We start from the raw sequence: 15,494 nt of genomic DNA, 5'->3' as shown, positions 1-15,494 counted from the left end.
CGATGAACAGACGTACGCTGCTGGGCGCCGCGCTGACCGGAGCCGTCATGACCCCTGTCCTCGCCTCGGGAACCGCCCGCGCCGCGGACCCCGGCCCCTCCGTCACCCGGACCGGCACCACCACGCTCGACAGCCAGGCGGTCTTCTTCGTCTCGTACGACGGCCTGGTCAACAACAACTCGTTCCAGAAGAACGGCCTGTTGACCTACAAGGGCTACCAGTACGCCGTCTGGTACACCGCCGACAAGAACGCCGTCGTCGGCCGCCGCGTCCTCGGCGGCAGCACCTGGTCCACCGTCCAGGTGGGGCACACCCTCAAGGCGAGCGACTCCCACAACGTCATCTCCATGGGCGTCTCCAAGGTGGACGGCCGCCTCCACCTCAACATGGACTCGCACAGCGACGGCTTCACCTACGTGAAGTCGGTCGCCGGGCTCATGGACAACCCGGCCGGGCTGAGCTGGACCGCCGCCCGCTTCGGCGCGCCCCAGAACACCCTGGACGGCCTCGCCCTCACCTCGCAGTTCACCTACCCGCAGTTCATCGACACCCCGGACGGCAAGCTCCAGTTGAGCTACCGGGCCGGGATCTCCGGCAACGGCCGCAACGCCCTGGCGGAGTACGACGGTTCGGCCTGGACCGACCTCGGGGAGTGGTCCAGCGCCACCGGCACCTACACCAGCGAGCACGGCTCCTCCACGGCCCGCAACATGTACCTGCACGGCATCGACTACGACCGCAACGGCCGGCTGCACTCCTTCTTCACCTGGCGGGAGCAGAACGCCGCCGTGATGTGCTCGTCCGGCGGCATCACCAACCACGACACCGGCTACGTCTACTCCGACGACCGCGGCCGCACCTGGCGCAACAACGCCGGCACGGTCGTCGGCACCACCGGAGCCTCCGACAAGGTCGCCGTCACCGACGCCGGGCTGGTGATCGACGCGCTGAACCCGGACCACTCCCTGATGAACCAGGAGAGCCAGTTCACGGACTCCGCGGGTCTCCCGCACGCCATCATCAGCTATGTCCCCGGCCGCTTCGGCCAGTGCACCACGAACTACGTCGCCGACCGCACCGCCAACGGCCGCGCCTTCCACGTCCGCAAGAACTCCTCGGGCGTCTGGCAGAAGACCGAGATCCCGGTCGTGCTCGGCTCCAGCCAGCGCACCAAGCTGCTCCTGGACAGGTACGACAACGCCTACGCGGTCTTCCCCTTCGGCCGGATCGCCGCAGCCTCCAAGGCCTCCGGGTACACCGACTGGAAGATCCTCTTCGACGGCAGCGGCCTCAACGCCTTCGGCGAGGTCGTGATCGACGAGACGCGGGTCGCCCAGGACAACGTGCTGTCGTTCCTGTACCAGGAGAAGTCGAGCGGTACGACCCCCTCGGCGCTCCACGTCGTGGACTTCGCACTGCCCGCCTGACCGGACATCGGTGGGGGAGCGGCCCGGCGATAATGTGAAGACCGTCCGGCCGCCCCCCGTCCACCTGGAGGTTCCTGCCCCATGGCCCAGTCGGTGGGTATCAAGGACGTCGCCCGCGCCGCCGGAGTCTCCGTCGGCACGGTCTCGAACGTCATCAACCGCCCGGACTCCGTCGCCACCGAGACCCGGGCGCGCGTGCTGTCCGCGATAGACCGGCTCGGCTACGTCCGCAGCGAGTCCGCGCGGCAGCTGCGCGCGGGGCGCAGCCGGATCATGGGCCTGCTCGTCCTCGACATGGGCAACCCGTTCTTCGTCGACGTGGCGCGCGGCGCCGAGCGGGCCGCGCGCGAGGACGGTCTCGGCGTGATGGTCTGCAACAGCGCCCAGAGCGCGAGCGAGGAGTCCGAGTACCTCGCCCTCTTCGCCGAACAGCGGGTGCGGGGCGTGCTGCTCACCCCGACCGACGCCTCCGGCCGCAACATCGCCTCGTTCCGCCGGCACGGCATCCCCTTCGTGCTGGTCGACCGGGTCGCCGAGGGCACCACCGAGTGCTCGGTCTCCGTCGACGACGTGGCCGGCGGCGCGCTCGCCGTACGCCACCTGGTGGACGCGGGCCACCGCTCCATCGCCTACGTCAGCGGTCCGCCCGGCCTCAACCAGGTCCGCGACCGCCGCACCGGTGCCCTGAACGCCCTCGCCGAGGCGGGCCTCGGTCCCGAGCACCTGCGTGAACTGCCCACCGAGCGGCTCGACGTGGCCGCGGGACGGGACGCCGGCGCCCGCCTCCTCGGCCTCGCGGACCGCCCGACCGCCGTGTTCTGCGCCAACGACCTGCTCGCCCTCGGTGTCCTCCAGGCCATGTACGCGGCGGGGGTGACGGTCCCGGACGACCTCGCCATCGTCGGTTACGACGACATCGAGTTCGCGGCCGCCGCGGCCGTCCCGCTCACCTCGGTGCGCCAGCCCGCCGTCACCATGGGCGCGCTCGCCGCCGAGCTGCTCCTGGAGGAGACCGAGGTGGAGACCACCGGCAAGCGGCACGAGCACCGCCGGGTGGTGCTCCAGCCCGAACTGGTCGTGCGCCGCTCCAGCCTCGCCGCCCGCTGACCCGCAAGTCAGTAAGATTTCATGATCGAAGGGGTCCGGCGGCGGACGAACATGTGCTGAACTGGGACGCGCCCTGAAGAATCCGTCCGTCCCGGGAGCCCTGTTGTCCGCGACCTACCGTCAGCCCGGCCTCGTCCTCACCGACCGGCGCTTCACCGTCCCCCTCGACCACGACGACCCGGCCGGGGAGACGATCGAGCTCTACGCCCGTGAGGCCGTGGCGAGCGACAAGGCGGGCCAGAACCTGCCGTGGCTGGTCTACCTTCAGGGCGGCCCCGGCTTCGGGGCGAACCGCTTCATCGGCAAGGGCGCCTGGTTCGGCCGGGCCCTGAAGGAGTTCCGGGTCCTCCTGCTCGACCAGCGCGGCACCGGCCACTCCAGCCCCGCCAACCGCCAGACGCTCCCGCTGCGCGGTGGCCCCGCGGCCCAGGCCGATTACCTGGCCCACTTCCGCGGCGACTCCATCGTGCGGGACTGCGAGGCGATCCGCGCCCAGGTCACCGGCGGCGCCCCCTGGACCGTCCTCGGCCAGAGCTTCGGCGGCTTCTGCACGACGACCTACCTGTCCATCGCCCCCGAGGGGCTGGCCGCGGCCCTCGTCACCGGCGGTCTGCCCTCCCTCGACGCGCACGCGGACGACATCTACCGGGCCGCCTACCCGCGCATCGAGCGCAAGGTCGCCGCGCACTACGCCCGCTACCCGCAGGACGTCGAACGGGCCCGCCGGATCGCCGACCACCTGCTCACCCATGACGTCACCCTGCCGAACGGCTACCGGCTGACCGTCGAGGCCTTCCAGTCCCTCGGCATCCTCCTGGGCGGCGGCGAGGGCAGCCACCGCCTGCACTTCGTGCTGGAGCACGCGTTCGTGCGCACCCCTGCCGGCCACGAGCTCTCCGACGCCTTCCAGGAGGAGGTCCAGGGCCTCCTGTCGTACGCGTCCCACCCGCTCTACGCCCTCATCCACGAGGCGATCTACGGCCAGGACGAGCGCCCCACCGCCTGGTCCGCCGAGCGGGTCCGCGCCGAGTTCCCGCAGTTCGACGCGGCCAAGTCGCTCGCCGGGGACGAGCCGCCGCTGTTCACCGGCGAGTCCATTCACCCCTGGATGTTCGACTGCGACCCGGCCCTGCGCCCGCTGCGCGAGACCGCCGAACTCCTCGCCGCCCGCACCGACTGGCGGCCCCTGTACGACCCGGCCCGACTCGCGCGCAACGAGGTCCCGGTCGCGGCGGCCGTCTACCACGACGACATGTACGTCGACACGGCCCACTCCCTGCAAACCGCCCGCGCGATCCGCGGACTGCGCACCTGGGTGACCGACGAGTTCGAGCACGACGGTGTCCGCGCGGGCGGCCCCAGGGTCCTGGACCGGCTGCTCGCGCTCACCCGCGACGAGGTCTGAGGGGCCACGGACCCCGGGCGACATGCCTCCTCCTCGATTCCGGCATAAGGTTCTTTTCGGTCAGGAGTCGACGCCGGAGTCGAGAGGACGTCACCCGATGAGCACACCGTCACCCCACGGACGGTCCCGGATCGCCGCCCTCGCCGTGGCCCTTGCCGCCGTGAGCACGCTCGCCCTGGCGGCGTGCGGCGACGACTCCGGGGACTCGTCGAGCTCCTCGGCGACGCCCACCGCCCCGGACACGGCGTCCTTCTCCGGCAACGCGGCCTCCGCGCTCGCGTCCGTGGAGGCCTCGGTGCGGGCGAAGGCCTCCGAGCGGGCCGCCTCCGCCTCGGCGGCCGCCTCCTCCTTCGAGGCCTCCGTCTCCGCGGAGACGGAACGTGCCAACGAGGCTGCCCGGACCGAGCTCGCCAAGGTCGACGGACAGGGCAACGCGATGTCCGAGGTCACCATGACCGGCAAGCCCCGCTCCACGACCGGCGGCCTGCTCGCCGTCGTCGTCACCATCACCAACAAGACCGACAGGACGGCCTCTTACGCCGTCCAGGTCGACTTCCTCGACTCCTCGGGCAAGACGGTGGAGACCCGGTACGTCGGCGCCGAGGACCTCAAGCCGGGGGAGAAGGCCCAGCCCCTCGCCGTCAGCCGCAAGCCCGCAGAGCCGGTGCTCACCCCCAAGCTGGCGAAGGCGCAGCGTTACTGAGGCCTGTCCGGCGCCCGCTAGGCTGGGCCGCGATGCAAGAACAAATGATCGAGCTGCGCGGCGACTGCGGAAGCTGCTTCGGACTGTGCTGTGTCGCCCTGCCCTTCACCGCCTCCGCGGACTTCGCGCGCGACAAGCCGGCCGGCACCCCCTGTCCCAACCTCCGGGAGGACCACCGCTGCGGCATCCACGCCAGGCTGCGGGACGAGGGCTTCACCGGATGCACCGTCTACGACTGCTTCGGCGCCGGCCAGAAGGTCTCGCAGGTCACTTTCGGCGGCCGGGACTGGCGTACCGGCTCCCGCGAGGACGCCCGCCGCATGTTCGACGTCTTCCCCGTGGTGCGCCGGCTCCACGAACTGCTCTGGTACCTCACGGAGGCGCTCACCCTGCCCGCGGCCCGTCCGGTCCACGCCGACCTGCGCCGCCTGCGGGAGCGGACCGAGGCCCTCACCCGGGGGACCGCCGAGGAGCTCGAGGCCCTGGACGTCCCCGCCCACCGGGAGGAGGTCAACGCCCTGCTGCTCAGGACCAGCGAGCTGGTGCGAGCGGGGGTCGGTGCCAAGGGCAGGAAGAAGAACCGCCGGGGCGCCGACCTCATGGGCGCCCGCCTCAAGGGAGCCGACCTACGGGGGGCGACACTGCGCGGCGCCTACCTCATCGCGGCCGACCTCACCGGAGCCGATCTGCGCGGCGCGGACCTCATCGGTGCCGACCTGCGGGACGCCGACCTCACGGACGCGGACCTGACCGGCGCCTTCTTCCTCACCCAGCCCCAGCTGAACGCGGCCCGCGGCAGCTCCGGCACCCGGCTCCCGGACTCAGTCACCCGCCCCGCTCACTGGACAGCGTGACTCCGGCACCGGTGCCGGTTCGTCGGTGTCCGCCGCCGTGGCGGCCGCGGTCCGTCGCTCCAGGTGCAGCCGCAGCCCGTCCGGCATCAGCGTCAGCCGCTCGGTCACGGTGAGCCGGTAGTCGGGGTCGGCCCGCAGTGCGTAGCGGCGCAGCAGTAGACCGAGCACCAGCGTGGCCTCGTGCAGCGCGAACTGCCGCCCGATGCAGGCCCGCGCCCCGGTGCCGAAGGGCTTGAAGACATGCGCCGGGCGCGACCGTACGGCCTTCGGGTCGAAGCGGTCCGGGTCGAACCGTTCGGCGTCGGCACCCCACACCTCGGGGTCGCGCTGGAGCATCGGGGTGAGCACCAGCGTCCAGGCACCGCGCCGCATCGGATACCGCCCGGCCAGCACGGTGTCCCCCAGGGCCTCCCGGGCGAAGGCGGGTGCGGTCGGCCACAGCCGCAGCGACTCGTCCAGCACCCGGCGCACGTACCGCAGCTTCGCCACCTGGTCGTAGCCCGGCCGTTCCGCGTCGCCCCAGACCCGGTCCACCTCGGCCCGCGCGCGTGCCGCGACCTCGGGGTGGCGGGAGAGGTAGTGCAGGGCGAAGGAGAGCGCGCCCGAGGTGGTCTCGTGGCCGGCCACCAGGAAGGTGATGACCTGCCGGCGGACGTTCTCCGGGGACAGCCGCTCACCCGTCTCCGGGTGGGCCGTCTCCAGCATCCGGTCCAGCAGGTCACCGTCCCCGCTCGCTTCGCGCCGGGCGCGGACCAGTTCGTCGACCATGCGGTTCAGGTAGGCGATGTCGGCCGCGTTGCGCTGCGCGGCCCGTCGCAACAGTGCCGGGAAGGGGACCGAGTTGAGCCGCTGCGCGTACGTCAGCGTGCCGACCATCGCCGTCACGAAGGGATGCGGCCGGTCCCGCTCGAAGGAGCCGAAGTCATGGCCGAACCCGGTTCGGGCGATGGTCTCCAGGGTCAGCTTGGTCATGTCCCCGGGCACGTCCACGGAGCGGCCCGCCGCCTGCTCGCGGTCCCAGCGGTCCGTCAGCCGTGCGGCCACGTCCAGCATCATCGGGTGGTAGGCCGCCATCGCCTCCCGGCTGAAGCCCGGAGCGAGCACGTCGTGGGCCAGTTGCCAGTTCGGCTCGTGGTTGTACGCCGTGAACAACCCGTCCCCGGCGATCGGCCGCAGATTGGCGACCCCGAGCCCCACGTGCTTGGCGAACCGTGACTCGTCCGCCAGGTCCGCCACCAGGTCGGCGCCCCAGGTGAACACGAACTCCCGGTTGAAGGCCTTGCGCCGGTAGATCGGCCCCAACTGGCGGGCGAAGCGCAGGGAGTCCTGGAGCGGTGTGGCCCGGTTGACGCCCAGCACGTCGCCGAGCAGCGGGAGCCGGCGCGGGGGGTGCGGAATGCGGCGCAGCTCGGGCCAGCCCAGCTCGGCACTGCGGAAACCCGTCGGCTGTGGGGCGGTGGCCGTCGTCTCCGCCATGGCGAGATCTCCTTTGATCCAGCGGCAGTTCAGCGCGTTGTACGCGAGTTCAATAACGCGCCTCAGTCTGGTCTCCTTGTTGAACCGGCGTCAAGTAAAGTGCGGGCATGGCCGGGAAGCAGGGCGAGCGCACGCGCCGCAGGCTCAGCACCGGGGAGCGCCGCGAGCAGCTCCTGTCGGTGGGCGCGAAGCTGTTCTCCGAGAGCCCGTACGACGACGTGTGGATCGAGCAGGTCGCCGAGATCGCCGGGGTCTCGCGGGGGCTGCTCTACCACTACTTCCCGACCAAGCGGGACTTCTTCGCCGCGGTCGTCGAGCGGGAGAGCGAGCGGATGCTGGCCATGACCGCCGCCGTGCCCGGCGTCCCGGTGCGCGAGCAGCTCTCCGCCGGCCTGGACACGTATCTGGAGTACGTCCACGCCCACGCGCACGGCTTCCGTGCCTTCCATCGCGCCGACGCGGCGGGGGACCAGGCGGTGCGCCGGGTCTATCAGCGGGCGCTGGCCGCACAGGAGCGGCAGATCCTCGCCGCGCTGGCCGCCGACCCGGAGTTCGGTCCTGCGGCGCAGGCGCGCCCCGATCTCCGGCTGGCCGTCCGGGGCTGGCTGGCCTTCACCACGGCGGTCTGTCTGGAGTGGCTGCGGGGCGCGGACCTCTCCCGTGAGCAGCTGCGCGATCTGTGCGCACGGGCCCTGCTCGGCGTTCTCGCGCTCTGACCGGATCTCACGCGTCCGTGGTTGGCTTACTCTCCGATCTTCGATAGGTTAGGCAAGCCTTACCTAAGGAGGAACGGATGGGTGACAGCCAACCCTGGACGGCCGCGCCGTCCGCGGCCGAACACGCCCGGTCGGTGCTCGCCGCCGCCTGGTCCTGCGCGGTGACCGCCGAAGGCGGCCGCGAGGAGTTCGTCGGCGCGCACACCGTCACCGAGGACGGACGGGTGACGCTGGACGTCCCCGAGGACAGCACCCTGGCGACGGCCGCGATCTGCGCGCCCCGCGGCGAGCCGTCCGCCGTCCTGGAGTTCGCCGACGTGGCCCCCGTCCCGGTGCGCAGCCGGATCCGCGCCCGGCTGTGGATCGCCGGCCGGCTCGTCCCCGCCGATGGCAAACTGGGGTTCGAGCCCACCCGCGCGGTGCTGCGCAGGCCCTCCGGCGCGGTCGTCGTCGACCTGGACGAGTTCGCCGCCGCCGCGCCCGACCCGCTCGCCACCGCCGAGGCCCGGCTGCTCACCCACCTCGCCGACTGCCACCCCGACGCCGTCGAACGGCTCACCCGGCTCGTCGACCCCGACAGCCTGCACGGCGCGGTCCGCGTCCAGCCCCTCGCCGTGGACCGGCACGGACTGACCCTGCGCATCGAGCGCGCCCGCGCCCACGGCGACGTACGCCTGCCCTTCCACGCGCCCGCCGACGACGTGGCGCGGCTGACGGAGCGCATGCACGTCCTGCTCACCCAGGCGAGCGCCGCGTCCTGCCCGCGAGCCCTACAGCGGCAGCGCACAGACGGCGACGGGTGAGGCGAACGGCTCTCCCGCGAGCCTCAGTTCACCGTCGGCCGCGTTCACGTGGAAGACGCTGACCGTGCTCGACCTCTGGTTCGCCGCGAAGAGCAGCGAGCCGTCCGGCGAGAAGGCGATGTGCCGCGGGAAGTCCCCGTGCACCGGCACGGTGTCGAGCAGCCGCAGCCGGGCGCCGTCCGCCTCCACCGCGTACCGGGTGAGGCTGTTGTCGCCGCGGTTGGCGAGATAGGCGAACGCACCGTTCGCCGTGACCAGGAACTGCGCCGGGTAGCTGGTGCCCGGTCCGGTTCCGGTGGACTGCGCCGCCCCGATGCTCAGCCGGCCGCTGCGGATGTCGTAGCCGCACACCGCCACCGTGTTGTCGGACTCGTTGGCCAGATAGGCGTAGCGGCCACCGGGATGGAAGGTCAGATGGCGTGGCCCGGCACCGGGCCGGGTGTGCGCCTGCGCGACCTCGGTGAGCGCGCCGGTGCGCTCGTTCAGGCGGTAGCTGTAGACGGTGTCGGTGCCCAGGTCGACGGCGAGCACATGGCCGCCGTCGGGAGCGGTGAGGAACTGGTGGGCGTGCGGCCCGTCCTGGCCGGGACCGGGCGCGGGACGGGAGTGCGTCACCGTCTCCCGGCGCTCGCCGAGCGCGCCCGAGGAGTCGATCGGATGCACGGCGACACTGCCGGAGGTGTAGTTCGCGCTCAGCAGCCAGCGCCCGCCCGGATCCACCGACAGATGGCACGGCCCCGCCCCGCCCGAGCTCCGGCTCCCCAGCACCTTGCGGTCGGCCAGGCGTACGGCGGTCACGGCACCGGCGTCGTGCTCGGCGACCGCGTACAGCGTGCGGCCGTCGGGGTGCAGGGCGAGGTAGGACGGGTTGATGAGCCCGGTGATCGCGCCGGTGCCGGTGATCCGGCCGCTGTCGGTGTCGTAGCGGGCCACCCCGACACCGGGCCCGCCGCCCTCCACGGTGGTGTAGGTGCCTAGGTAGAGGGGGCGGGGGCCGGCCGGAGCGGACGTGGCGGGTGAGGGCGTGCCCTTCGGAACCGGTGACCGGGACGCTCGGGAACTCGCCGGTGTCTCCCGGGGAGCCGACTCTGCCGACGATCCGGAGGGCGACGCGCAGGCCGTGAGGCCCGAAGCCGCTCCCGCGAGGGCGCCGACGAACCGGCGCCTGCTCCAGCAGCCGTTCGTCCTGCCCATCCGTGCGCACTCCGGGTGATCGACCGTTCCTGACCTGAACAGCCACCTTCGCCCGGATCACCCGGCCGGTGCAACCCGAGGCAGACGGGCCGCTACCAGTCGCCGTCCTCCACCGGCTTGCCCGGCGCGTCGCCCAGCGGCTTGACCTGCGTGGACGTCGGCGGCTGCCACGGCTCGTGATCGTCGCCGAGCCAGTCCCCGACCGGCTTCACCCCTTCCAGGGCGTCCGTCGGGGCGAGGTCCTGCGCGTCCTGGTCGTAGTAGTCGAACCAGGGCAACCCGGCCCTGGTGTAAGCCGCGCGGTCCACCGGGGACGGCGGGGGAGCCTCGCCGGTGATACGGCGCCACTCCGGCGGGGTCACCAGGTGCACGAACACCCGGCCCGCCGGGGTGCCGGCCCAGTCCGACAGGGGCCGTTCGTCGCGGTAGACCTCCTGGCGCATCGAGCCGCCGACGCCGAGTCCCATCGCCGAGGCCCTGCGGGGCGCCGCCGCCGGAGCCGCGGGCGCCGCCATGGCCATGGGCGCGGCGGCGCCGTAGCCCCCGGCGGGTCCGCTCGCCGACCGCATCTGCTGCTGCGTCTCACGCCACTCGGCCAGCCGCTCCTTCTTCAGCGCGTAGGACTGGAGCTGCACACCGCCCCAGACCTCCTCGCCCGTGACCTGCCCCTCGACGGTCGCGCCGTGGCCGAGCGGCACCGCCACGAACTGGCGGACCGTCCCCTTGCCGGAGTTGATGCCGTCCAGCCAGGGCTGACGAGGCAGCACCACGTAGTTCTGCGGGTCGCGGGCGAGGCGGTCGCTCCACGGCTTGCCGGAGACCGCGCACACCTTGCCCACCCCCACCTGGAGGGCGGCCGGCTCGAGGGTGCCGCCGAAGCTCAGCCACATCGCCTCGCGCAGATACACGGGCAGCATCACCCCGCCGCGCGCCCGCCACTGCTCCGGCACGGTGTCGGGGTAGTCCGAGACCCGGCGCACCGGGAACTCGCCGAGCCCCGGCGGCAGCGGATGCGTGCCCGTCTCGGGCAGCCGCAGGGTGCGGATGAACCGCACCGCCGCACCGCCCGGCAACCGCAGCGTGTTCCCGTCGATCCGCACACCCGTGTCGCCCATCGGCCCCCCTTGATCGCTGTGCCTGTCTCACCTAGAACGACGGGCGAGTGCCCGGCGGTTCCGGCGCCAGCTCTCCTGCAACCGGGTCAGATGCGGCATCCGCTCCCGCTGCTCGCGCGCGGCCCGGTCCAGCTCCTCCAGCAGACGGCGAGAGCGGTGCTCGGTGTCCAGCTCGTCGAGGATGCGGTTGACCTCCGTCAGGACGGCGCCGTGCAGCTGCCAGTGCCGGGAGTCGCGCTGGATCCCCTCCAGGAGCAGCTGGGCGAGCTTGTCCCGGGTCGCGGAGGCCTGCCGCAGCTCGGCGGTGAGACGGCCCTCCGCGGACTCGGCGCTCACGCTGACGTGGGTGGTGACCAGGACGGCGAAGCTGACCACGGCGTCCCCGATCTCGGACAGCAGCTGCTCCACCGTGCGCCCGGTCTCCGGGCCGAACAGCGGCTCGGGATCCTGGTCCCTGTCGAGCAGGCCCGGATCCTCGGCGAAGGGGTCGCGTTCCTTGGCGAGGTCGGTCAGGGTGCGGGCGAGAACCCGCAGCACGACCGTGCAGATCTCCAGGGTGTCCAGACCGGTGCGCAGCACCACCCGGTGCAGCAGGCCCTCCTTCACCCTGGGATTGAGCTTGAGACTGTCCTCGGCCTGCCGGAGCGCGGCGTCCACCTCGACGATGTCGTGGTCCAGCTCGCGCGCCTCGTACAACCGGGCCGTCGCCAGCTCCACCGGCGGCCGGCCCGCGGCCTCCTCACCCATCCGCAGCATCAGCTTGCGCACCCGGCGGGCCAGTCCCTCGATCGACTCGCCGGCCTCGTCCACCCACACCGGGGGAGCGAGCAGCAGATTGCAGGCGAGCCCGACGACCGCGCCGATCAGCGTCTCCAGCACCCGCGCCCAGGCGGTGTCCCCGACGGTGGTCACGCCGAGCACCAGCATGGCGCTGATCGCCACCTCGGGCACGAACTCCTCGACCCGCACCAGCCGTCCGACCACCAGCGACGCCACGATCAGCAGGCCCAGGCTCCACCAGGTCAGCCCCACCAGCAGACTGAAGGCGATGGCGACGAGGACGCCCGTCACCACCGAGTTCACCCGGCGGACACCGGTGGTGAGCGTGGAGTAGAGGGTGACCTGCACGACGAGCAGCGCGGTCAGCGGTGCGGTGAGCGGGGCCGCCTCGGGACTGAGCCGCAGTGCGATGACGTACGCGATCGTGGCCGCGGCCGCCGATCGCAGGGTCTGCACCACCACGGGGTCCCGGCGCCGCCTCGCCCAGGCCACGAGACGCGCCGTCCACTCACGTACACCTTGCATGCTCTGGTCTGTTCCCGTTTCGCAGAAGCGTCCACACATCGCCGCGGACCATCTGGTCCGCGAGCTGCCCAAGCGTGCGGGCTCGGGCTTGTCGCGGCAAGGGGCCCGGGCGGTGACGGCGGACACGCCGTGTCCGGGGGCTTCAGCGTGTGACGCGGCTCCGCGCTCGGTATCCCGCGATCTTCGCCAGGTTCCCGCAACGGTCCATCGAACACCAACGGCGCCGCCTGGCCTGCGAGTCGTCCAGGAACAGCAGGGAGCAGTCCGGGTTCTCGCACTCCTTGACCCGCTCCAGGAGCGGCCCCCGCACCAGGAGCACGGCGTCCCGGGCCACCGTGGCGAGAGCCGCGCGTGCCGGGCCGCGTGCCGTCCAGCGGGCGGCGCCCAGCTGCGGTGCGAGATCCGGCTGGGCGGCGACCGCGTTGACCCGTGACACATCGGCCGGGTCCGGCTCGGCTCCCGCCATCGCGGCGCGGAGCAGCCCGTACACCGCCTCCCGCAGCGAGCGGGCGTCGGCCAGGTCACGCGCGCTCACCCGCACCGGCTCCGCACCGGCGGCCAGCTCCGCCTCCGCGAACCAGCGGGCGAGGGCCGCGGGGTCGGGGATCCGCTCCAGCGGGGTGGCGTGCCGTCTGCCGAGGGTCGCGACGAAGTCCAGGCAGGGGCGCCCGCCGATGAACGGGAAGGCGAGCGCCGGGTCGGCGGGGGCGGGGCTGCCGGTCATGCCGTCGAGCGTACACCGGTTCATGGGGTGTCGGATGCGGGGCGGCGGGGTGTCCGGCCGTCGGATGTCGGGCCGTTTGATGCACGGCCGTCGGATGCCGGGCCGTCGGATGTGCCGGCCGCCCCCTCTTGACACCGGTTGATGCGGTGTCGGAGGGTGACACCAGTTCAACTGGTGTCAGTCGTCCGGGTGCGGCTGCGGGAGAGAGCGGGTGCGGTATGCGTGCGGTGCGGATCGACAGGTTCGGCGGACCGGAGGTCCTGGTGCCGGTGGAGGTGCCCGACCCGGAGCCGGGTCCCGGTGAGGTGCTGGTGCGGATCGTCGCGGCGGGCGTGAACCGGGCGGACGCCCTGCTGCGGTCCGGCCGTTACCACCGTGCCGGGCAACCGCCCCTGATCCCGGGCGCGGAGGCGGCGGGTGTCGTCGTCGCGGTGGGGGAGGGCGTAGCGGAACTCGCCCCGGGGCAGCGGGTCGTGGCCCTGGACGGCGGCAGGTCGTCCGGCTTCTACGCCGAGTTGGCCACGGTGTCCGCCGACAACGTGGTGGTGCTCCCGGACGGCGTGGACCTGACCCGGGCCGCCGCCCTGCCGATCGCCTGGCTCAGCGCCTGGTACTGCGTGCGGCATCTCGCCCGGGTCTCCAAGGGGGACACCGTGGTGGTGAAGGCGGCGGCGAGCGGAGTCGGTACCGCGGCCGTGCAGATCGCCGCCGAGGCGGGGGCGCGGGTGCTCGCCCTGGCCGGCTCGGCCGAGAAGGCCGCCTGGGCGGGGGAGTTCGGCGCCGACGTCACCGTCGACACCTCCGCCCACCCCGACGACGCCGAGGTCGAGGAGGTGCTGCGGCTCACCGAGGGGCGCGGGGCCGACGTGGTCCTCGACACGGTCGGCGGGCCGGCTTTCGGGCGCAGCCTGCGCGAGGTGGGACACGCCGGCCGGGTCGTCGCCCTCGCCAACGTGGCCCTGGAGCCCAGCACCGTGGACACCCGCGACTTCTATCCCAAGAACGCCTCGATCCTCGGCTTCCAGCTCACCGACCTCCAGGTCCACGGCTACGACCCGCGTCCCGACCTGCGGGAGATCGCCGAGCGGGTCGCGGCCGGCGCCTTTCGGGTACCGGTCGAGACCGTCGTACCCCTTCAGGAGGCGCGGACCGCCCACGAACGGCTGGAGCGGCGCGACAACCGCGGCAAGATCGTGCTGTCGGTCGCCCCGGAGTCGGTCAAATGAGGTGCGGGCCTCCGCCTCCTCGGGTGATCATCCAGTAGGTCGTCGAGGAGTCGTCGAGGAGGGGAACCGTGAGTCCAGCGAGGTCGGCCCGGGCGGCCCTGAACCATGTGGCGGCCCTCTCGCAAGGACCGGCCGTCGCCCCGGACGTGCGCATCACGCTGAACTTCCACCCGGACCGGCTCGCACGCGGGCTGCCCCTGCTGGAGGCGCTGGCCCAGGACGGCGTGTACCACTCGCAGTTCGTCACCGGCACCAGCAACGGCGGGCTGACCGCGCACCCCGGCGGCGACCGCTGGCGCTGGGAGAGCCGGATCTTCGGCGGGGCCTACGACGACGCCGCCGCGCACGAACGACCCGTGTACGGTGCGCTGAACTTCCGGCGTCAAGTGGTCGGCGCGGCCCCGCGGTTCGGCTCCTCGCACTTCCGGCTGACCGGCGAGACCCTCGCACGGGCCACCTTCTGCTATCCCGACAGCGCCGCCGAACCGGTCCACTTCGGCGTCGCCGCCGGCATGTCCCTGATCGCCCTCGCGCAGGCCGACGAGCAGGACCCCCTCAACGACTACATCGAGGCCCAGGTGCACGGCGGGGTCGATCTGGCCCGTCATGTGGAGGCCCTGGTCCTGGACGCGAGCTACCGCGGCACCCCCGTCGAGGACGCCGCCCGCCTGCTGCCCGTCCCCGTCGAGTGGCACCCCGGCTACCGCCTCACCGTCGCCGCGCTCCACGACCACGCCGACTACCGCGGCCAGGAGTACGCCGACCTGGGCGCGAGCATCGCCGAGGACGGGCTGGTCGACTCGCGGATCATCGGCGACGCCGCCCGCACGGGCCGCCACGAACTCCAGCACCTGAAGATGGTGTGGCACACCCTGGCCCGCTTCGGGGCGCCGGAGGGGGCGGGCACCGCCTTTTCGGGGGTGGCCGCGGGGGCGGCTCGCTCGACGCAGGTCGCCGGGACGCCGTAGACGCCGTAGAGGCAGTTGCGGCGACGGGGCCTCTGTCGCCGGTGTCGGGTGACGGCTCGGGTGCGGGTTCCGGCACACCGTCACCATGGTCAGGCGGTGAACATCGTCGTGACGGCGGCGATCCTTCCTTCGCGGACGGTGATGACGTCGATCCCGCGGACGGCGGGCGCGTCGGGCGGACCGAAGGCCCAGGCGAGTGCTCCGGTGCCGGGGCCGGCGTAGCGTCGGCCGTCCTCGGTGAACGCGAAGTCGGCCGGGGCGTCGGCGAGGAGGGCGGCGGCCTTGTCCGCGAGGGCGTCGCGGCCGGTCGTGGTGGCCTCGGGGTCGGTGAAGACGACGTCCTCGGTGTAGATGCGGTCGATGGCCGCGCGGCGGCTCTCGGCGTCGCGGTTGCCGAAGACCTCGTGCAGGTTGGCCGCGAGCAGGTCGGTCACGTCGCTCATGATTCCCTCCAGGGTGTGCGGGACGACC

15 protein-coding genes are annotated in these 15,494 nt (G+C 72.8%); 9 read left to right on the top strand and 6 right to left on the bottom strand.

The window, feature by feature from the left end:
• The first annotated feature begins 2 nt into the window (after window positions 1–2).
• The 5 genes from AQJ54_RS22305 (at window position 3) to AQJ54_RS22285 (ending at window position 5,496) form a co-directional block, all read left to right on the top strand.
• Complete coding sequence (locus tag AQJ54_RS22305) at window positions 3–1,427, top strand: BNR repeat-containing protein (RefSeq protein WP_062240110.1); 1,425 nt, start codon at window positions 3–5, stop codon at window positions 1,425–1,427.
• Window positions 1,428–1,508: 81 nt separating this feature from the next.
• Window positions 1,509–2,534: a LacI family DNA-binding transcriptional regulator gene (locus tag AQJ54_RS22300; RefSeq protein WP_062020475.1), complete on the top strand. Its 1,026-nt coding sequence runs from the start codon at window positions 1,509–1,511 to the stop codon at window positions 2,532–2,534.
• A 103-nt stretch (window positions 2,535–2,637) separates the two neighbouring features.
• Complete coding sequence (locus AQJ54_RS22295; protein ID WP_062240106.1) at window positions 2,638–3,939, top strand: alpha/beta fold hydrolase; 1,302 nt, start codon at window positions 2,638–2,640, stop codon at window positions 3,937–3,939.
• A 97-nt stretch (window positions 3,940–4,036) separates the two neighbouring features.
• Entirely contained in the window at window positions 4,037–4,642 is a 606-nt protein-coding gene (locus AQJ54_RS22290; protein ID WP_062240103.1) for an FxLYD domain-containing protein, read from the top strand.
• Between the two features lie 44 nt (window positions 4,643–4,686).
• On the top strand, window positions 4,687–5,496 hold the full coding sequence (locus AQJ54_RS22285) for a pentapeptide repeat-containing protein (RefSeq protein ID WP_391226246.1): 810 nt from the start codon (window positions 4,687–4,689) through the stop codon (window positions 5,494–5,496).
• Here AQJ54_RS22285 and AQJ54_RS22280 read toward each other — a convergent pair.
• The gene (locus tag AQJ54_RS22280) at window positions 5,464–6,972 is read right to left on the bottom strand and encodes a cytochrome P450 (RefSeq protein WP_062240098.1); all 1,509 of its coding nucleotides are present in this window, start codon (window positions 6,970–6,972) and stop codon (window positions 5,464–5,466) included. The genes AQJ54_RS22285 and AQJ54_RS22280 overlap by 33 nt on opposite strands.
• 107 nt (window positions 6,973–7,079) lie before the next feature.
• Between AQJ54_RS22280 and AQJ54_RS22275 the strand changes: the two genes are divergently transcribed.
• On the top strand, window positions 7,080–7,688 hold the full coding sequence (locus AQJ54_RS22275) for a TetR/AcrR family transcriptional regulator (RefSeq protein WP_062240095.1): 609 nt from the start codon (window positions 7,080–7,082) through the stop codon (window positions 7,686–7,688).
• A gap of 77 nt (window positions 7,689–7,765) precedes the next feature.
• Window positions 7,766–8,491: a DUF2470 domain-containing protein gene (locus tag AQJ54_RS22270; RefSeq protein WP_062020464.1), complete on the top strand. Its 726-nt coding sequence runs from the start codon at window positions 7,766–7,768 to the stop codon at window positions 8,489–8,491.
• Here the strand turns inward: AQJ54_RS22270 and AQJ54_RS22265 are convergent.
• The 4 genes from AQJ54_RS22265 to AQJ54_RS22250 form a co-directional block, all read right to left on the bottom strand.
• On the bottom strand, window positions 8,459–9,685 hold the full coding sequence (locus AQJ54_RS22265) for a lactonase family protein (RefSeq protein ID WP_062240092.1): 1,227 nt from the start codon (window positions 9,683–9,685) through the stop codon (window positions 8,459–8,461). The genes AQJ54_RS22270 and AQJ54_RS22265 overlap by 33 nt on opposite strands.
• Before the next feature lie 92 nt (window positions 9,686–9,777).
• Window positions 9,778–10,800 carry a hypothetical protein gene (locus AQJ54_RS22260; RefSeq protein ID WP_062240089.1) on the bottom strand — a complete coding sequence of 341 codons (1,023 nt, stop codon included), beginning with the start codon at window positions 10,798–10,800 and terminating at the stop codon, window positions 9,778–9,780.
• Window positions 10,801–10,827: 27 nt separating this feature from the next.
• The gene (locus tag AQJ54_RS22255) at window positions 10,828–12,105 is read right to left on the bottom strand and encodes an FUSC family protein (RefSeq protein ID WP_062240087.1); all 1,278 of its coding nucleotides are present in this window, start codon (window positions 12,103–12,105) and stop codon (window positions 10,828–10,830) included.
• A 142-nt stretch (window positions 12,106–12,247) separates the two neighbouring features.
• On the bottom strand, window positions 12,248–12,829 hold the full coding sequence (locus AQJ54_RS22250) for a CGNR zinc finger domain-containing protein (protein ID WP_062240084.1): 582 nt from the start codon (window positions 12,827–12,829) through the stop codon (window positions 12,248–12,250).
• Between the two features lie 218 nt (window positions 12,830–13,047).
• On the opposite strand from AQJ54_RS22250, the gene AQJ54_RS22245 reads away from it, so the two are divergent.
• Both AQJ54_RS22245 and AQJ54_RS22240 read left to right on the top strand, forming a co-directional pair.
• On the top strand, window positions 13,048–14,055 hold the full coding sequence (locus AQJ54_RS22245) for a quinone oxidoreductase family protein (RefSeq protein WP_062020453.1): 1,008 nt from the start codon (window positions 13,048–13,050) through the stop codon (window positions 14,053–14,055).
• A 68-nt stretch (window positions 14,056–14,123) separates the two neighbouring features.
• Complete coding sequence (locus AQJ54_RS22240; RefSeq protein WP_062240081.1) at window positions 14,124–15,023, top strand: DUF3626 domain-containing protein; 900 nt, start codon at window positions 14,124–14,126, stop codon at window positions 15,021–15,023.
• Between the two features lie 89 nt (window positions 15,024–15,112).
• Here the strand turns inward: AQJ54_RS22240 and AQJ54_RS22235 are convergent, their stop codons facing one another.
• Window positions 15,113–15,466 carry a nuclear transport factor 2 family protein gene (locus AQJ54_RS22235; protein WP_062240078.1) on the bottom strand — a complete coding sequence of 118 codons (354 nt, stop codon included), beginning with the start codon at window positions 15,464–15,466 and terminating at the stop codon, window positions 15,113–15,115.
• Window positions 15,467–15,494: the final 28 nt, after the last annotated feature.

This window comes from Streptomyces griseorubiginosus (assembly GCF_001514195.1).
Classification (GTDB): Bacteria; Actinomycetota; Actinomycetes; order Streptomycetales; family Streptomycetaceae; genus Streptomyces; species Streptomyces griseorubiginosus.
Note: the sequence above shows the minus strand (reverse complement) of the source record. Positions and strands in the feature narration are given on the sequence as shown.

Excerpts from the sequence above, each read along its gene's own strand:
- AQJ54_RS22305 (WP_062240110.1), top strand. The coding sequence starts at position 3 with ATGAACAGACGTACGCTGCTGGGCGCCGCGCTGACCGGAGCCGTCATG.
- AQJ54_RS22300 (WP_062020475.1), top strand. The coding sequence starts at position 1,509 with ATGGCCCAGTCGGTGGGTATCAAGGACGTCGCCCGCGCCGCCGGAGTC.
- AQJ54_RS22290 (WP_062240103.1), top strand. The coding sequence starts at position 4,037 with ATGAGCACACCGTCACCCCACGGACGGTCCCGGATCGCCGCCCTCGCC.
- AQJ54_RS22285 (WP_391226246.1), top strand. The coding sequence starts at position 4,687 with ATGATCGAGCTGCGCGGCGACTGCGGAAGCTGCTTCGGACTGTGCTGT.
- AQJ54_RS22280 (WP_062240098.1), bottom strand. The coding sequence starts at position 6,972 with ATGGCGGAGACGACGGCCACCGCCCCACAGCCGACGGGTTTCCGCAGT.
- AQJ54_RS22275 (WP_062240095.1), top strand. The coding sequence starts at position 7,080 with ATGGCCGGGAAGCAGGGCGAGCGCACGCGCCGCAGGCTCAGCACCGGG.
- AQJ54_RS22270 (WP_062020464.1), top strand. The coding sequence starts at position 7,766 with ATGGGTGACAGCCAACCCTGGACGGCCGCGCCGTCCGCGGCCGAACAC.
- AQJ54_RS22265 (WP_062240092.1), bottom strand. The coding sequence starts at position 9,685 with ATGGGCAGGACGAACGGCTGCTGGAGCAGGCGCCGGTTCGTCGGCGCC.
- AQJ54_RS22260 (WP_062240089.1), bottom strand. The coding sequence starts at position 10,800 with ATGGGCGACACGGGTGTGCGGATCGACGGGAACACGCTGCGGTTGCCG.
- AQJ54_RS22255 (WP_062240087.1), bottom strand. The coding sequence starts at position 12,105 with ATGCAAGGTGTACGTGAGTGGACGGCGCGTCTCGTGGCCTGGGCGAGG.
- AQJ54_RS22250 (WP_062240084.1), bottom strand. The coding sequence starts at position 12,829 with ATGACCGGCAGCCCCGCCCCCGCCGACCCGGCGCTCGCCTTCCCGTTC.
- AQJ54_RS22245 (WP_062020453.1), top strand. The coding sequence starts at position 13,048 with ATGCGTGCGGTGCGGATCGACAGGTTCGGCGGACCGGAGGTCCTGGTG.
- AQJ54_RS22235 (WP_062240078.1), bottom strand. The coding sequence starts at position 15,466 with ATGAGCGACGTGACCGACCTGCTCGCGGCCAACCTGCACGAGGTCTTC.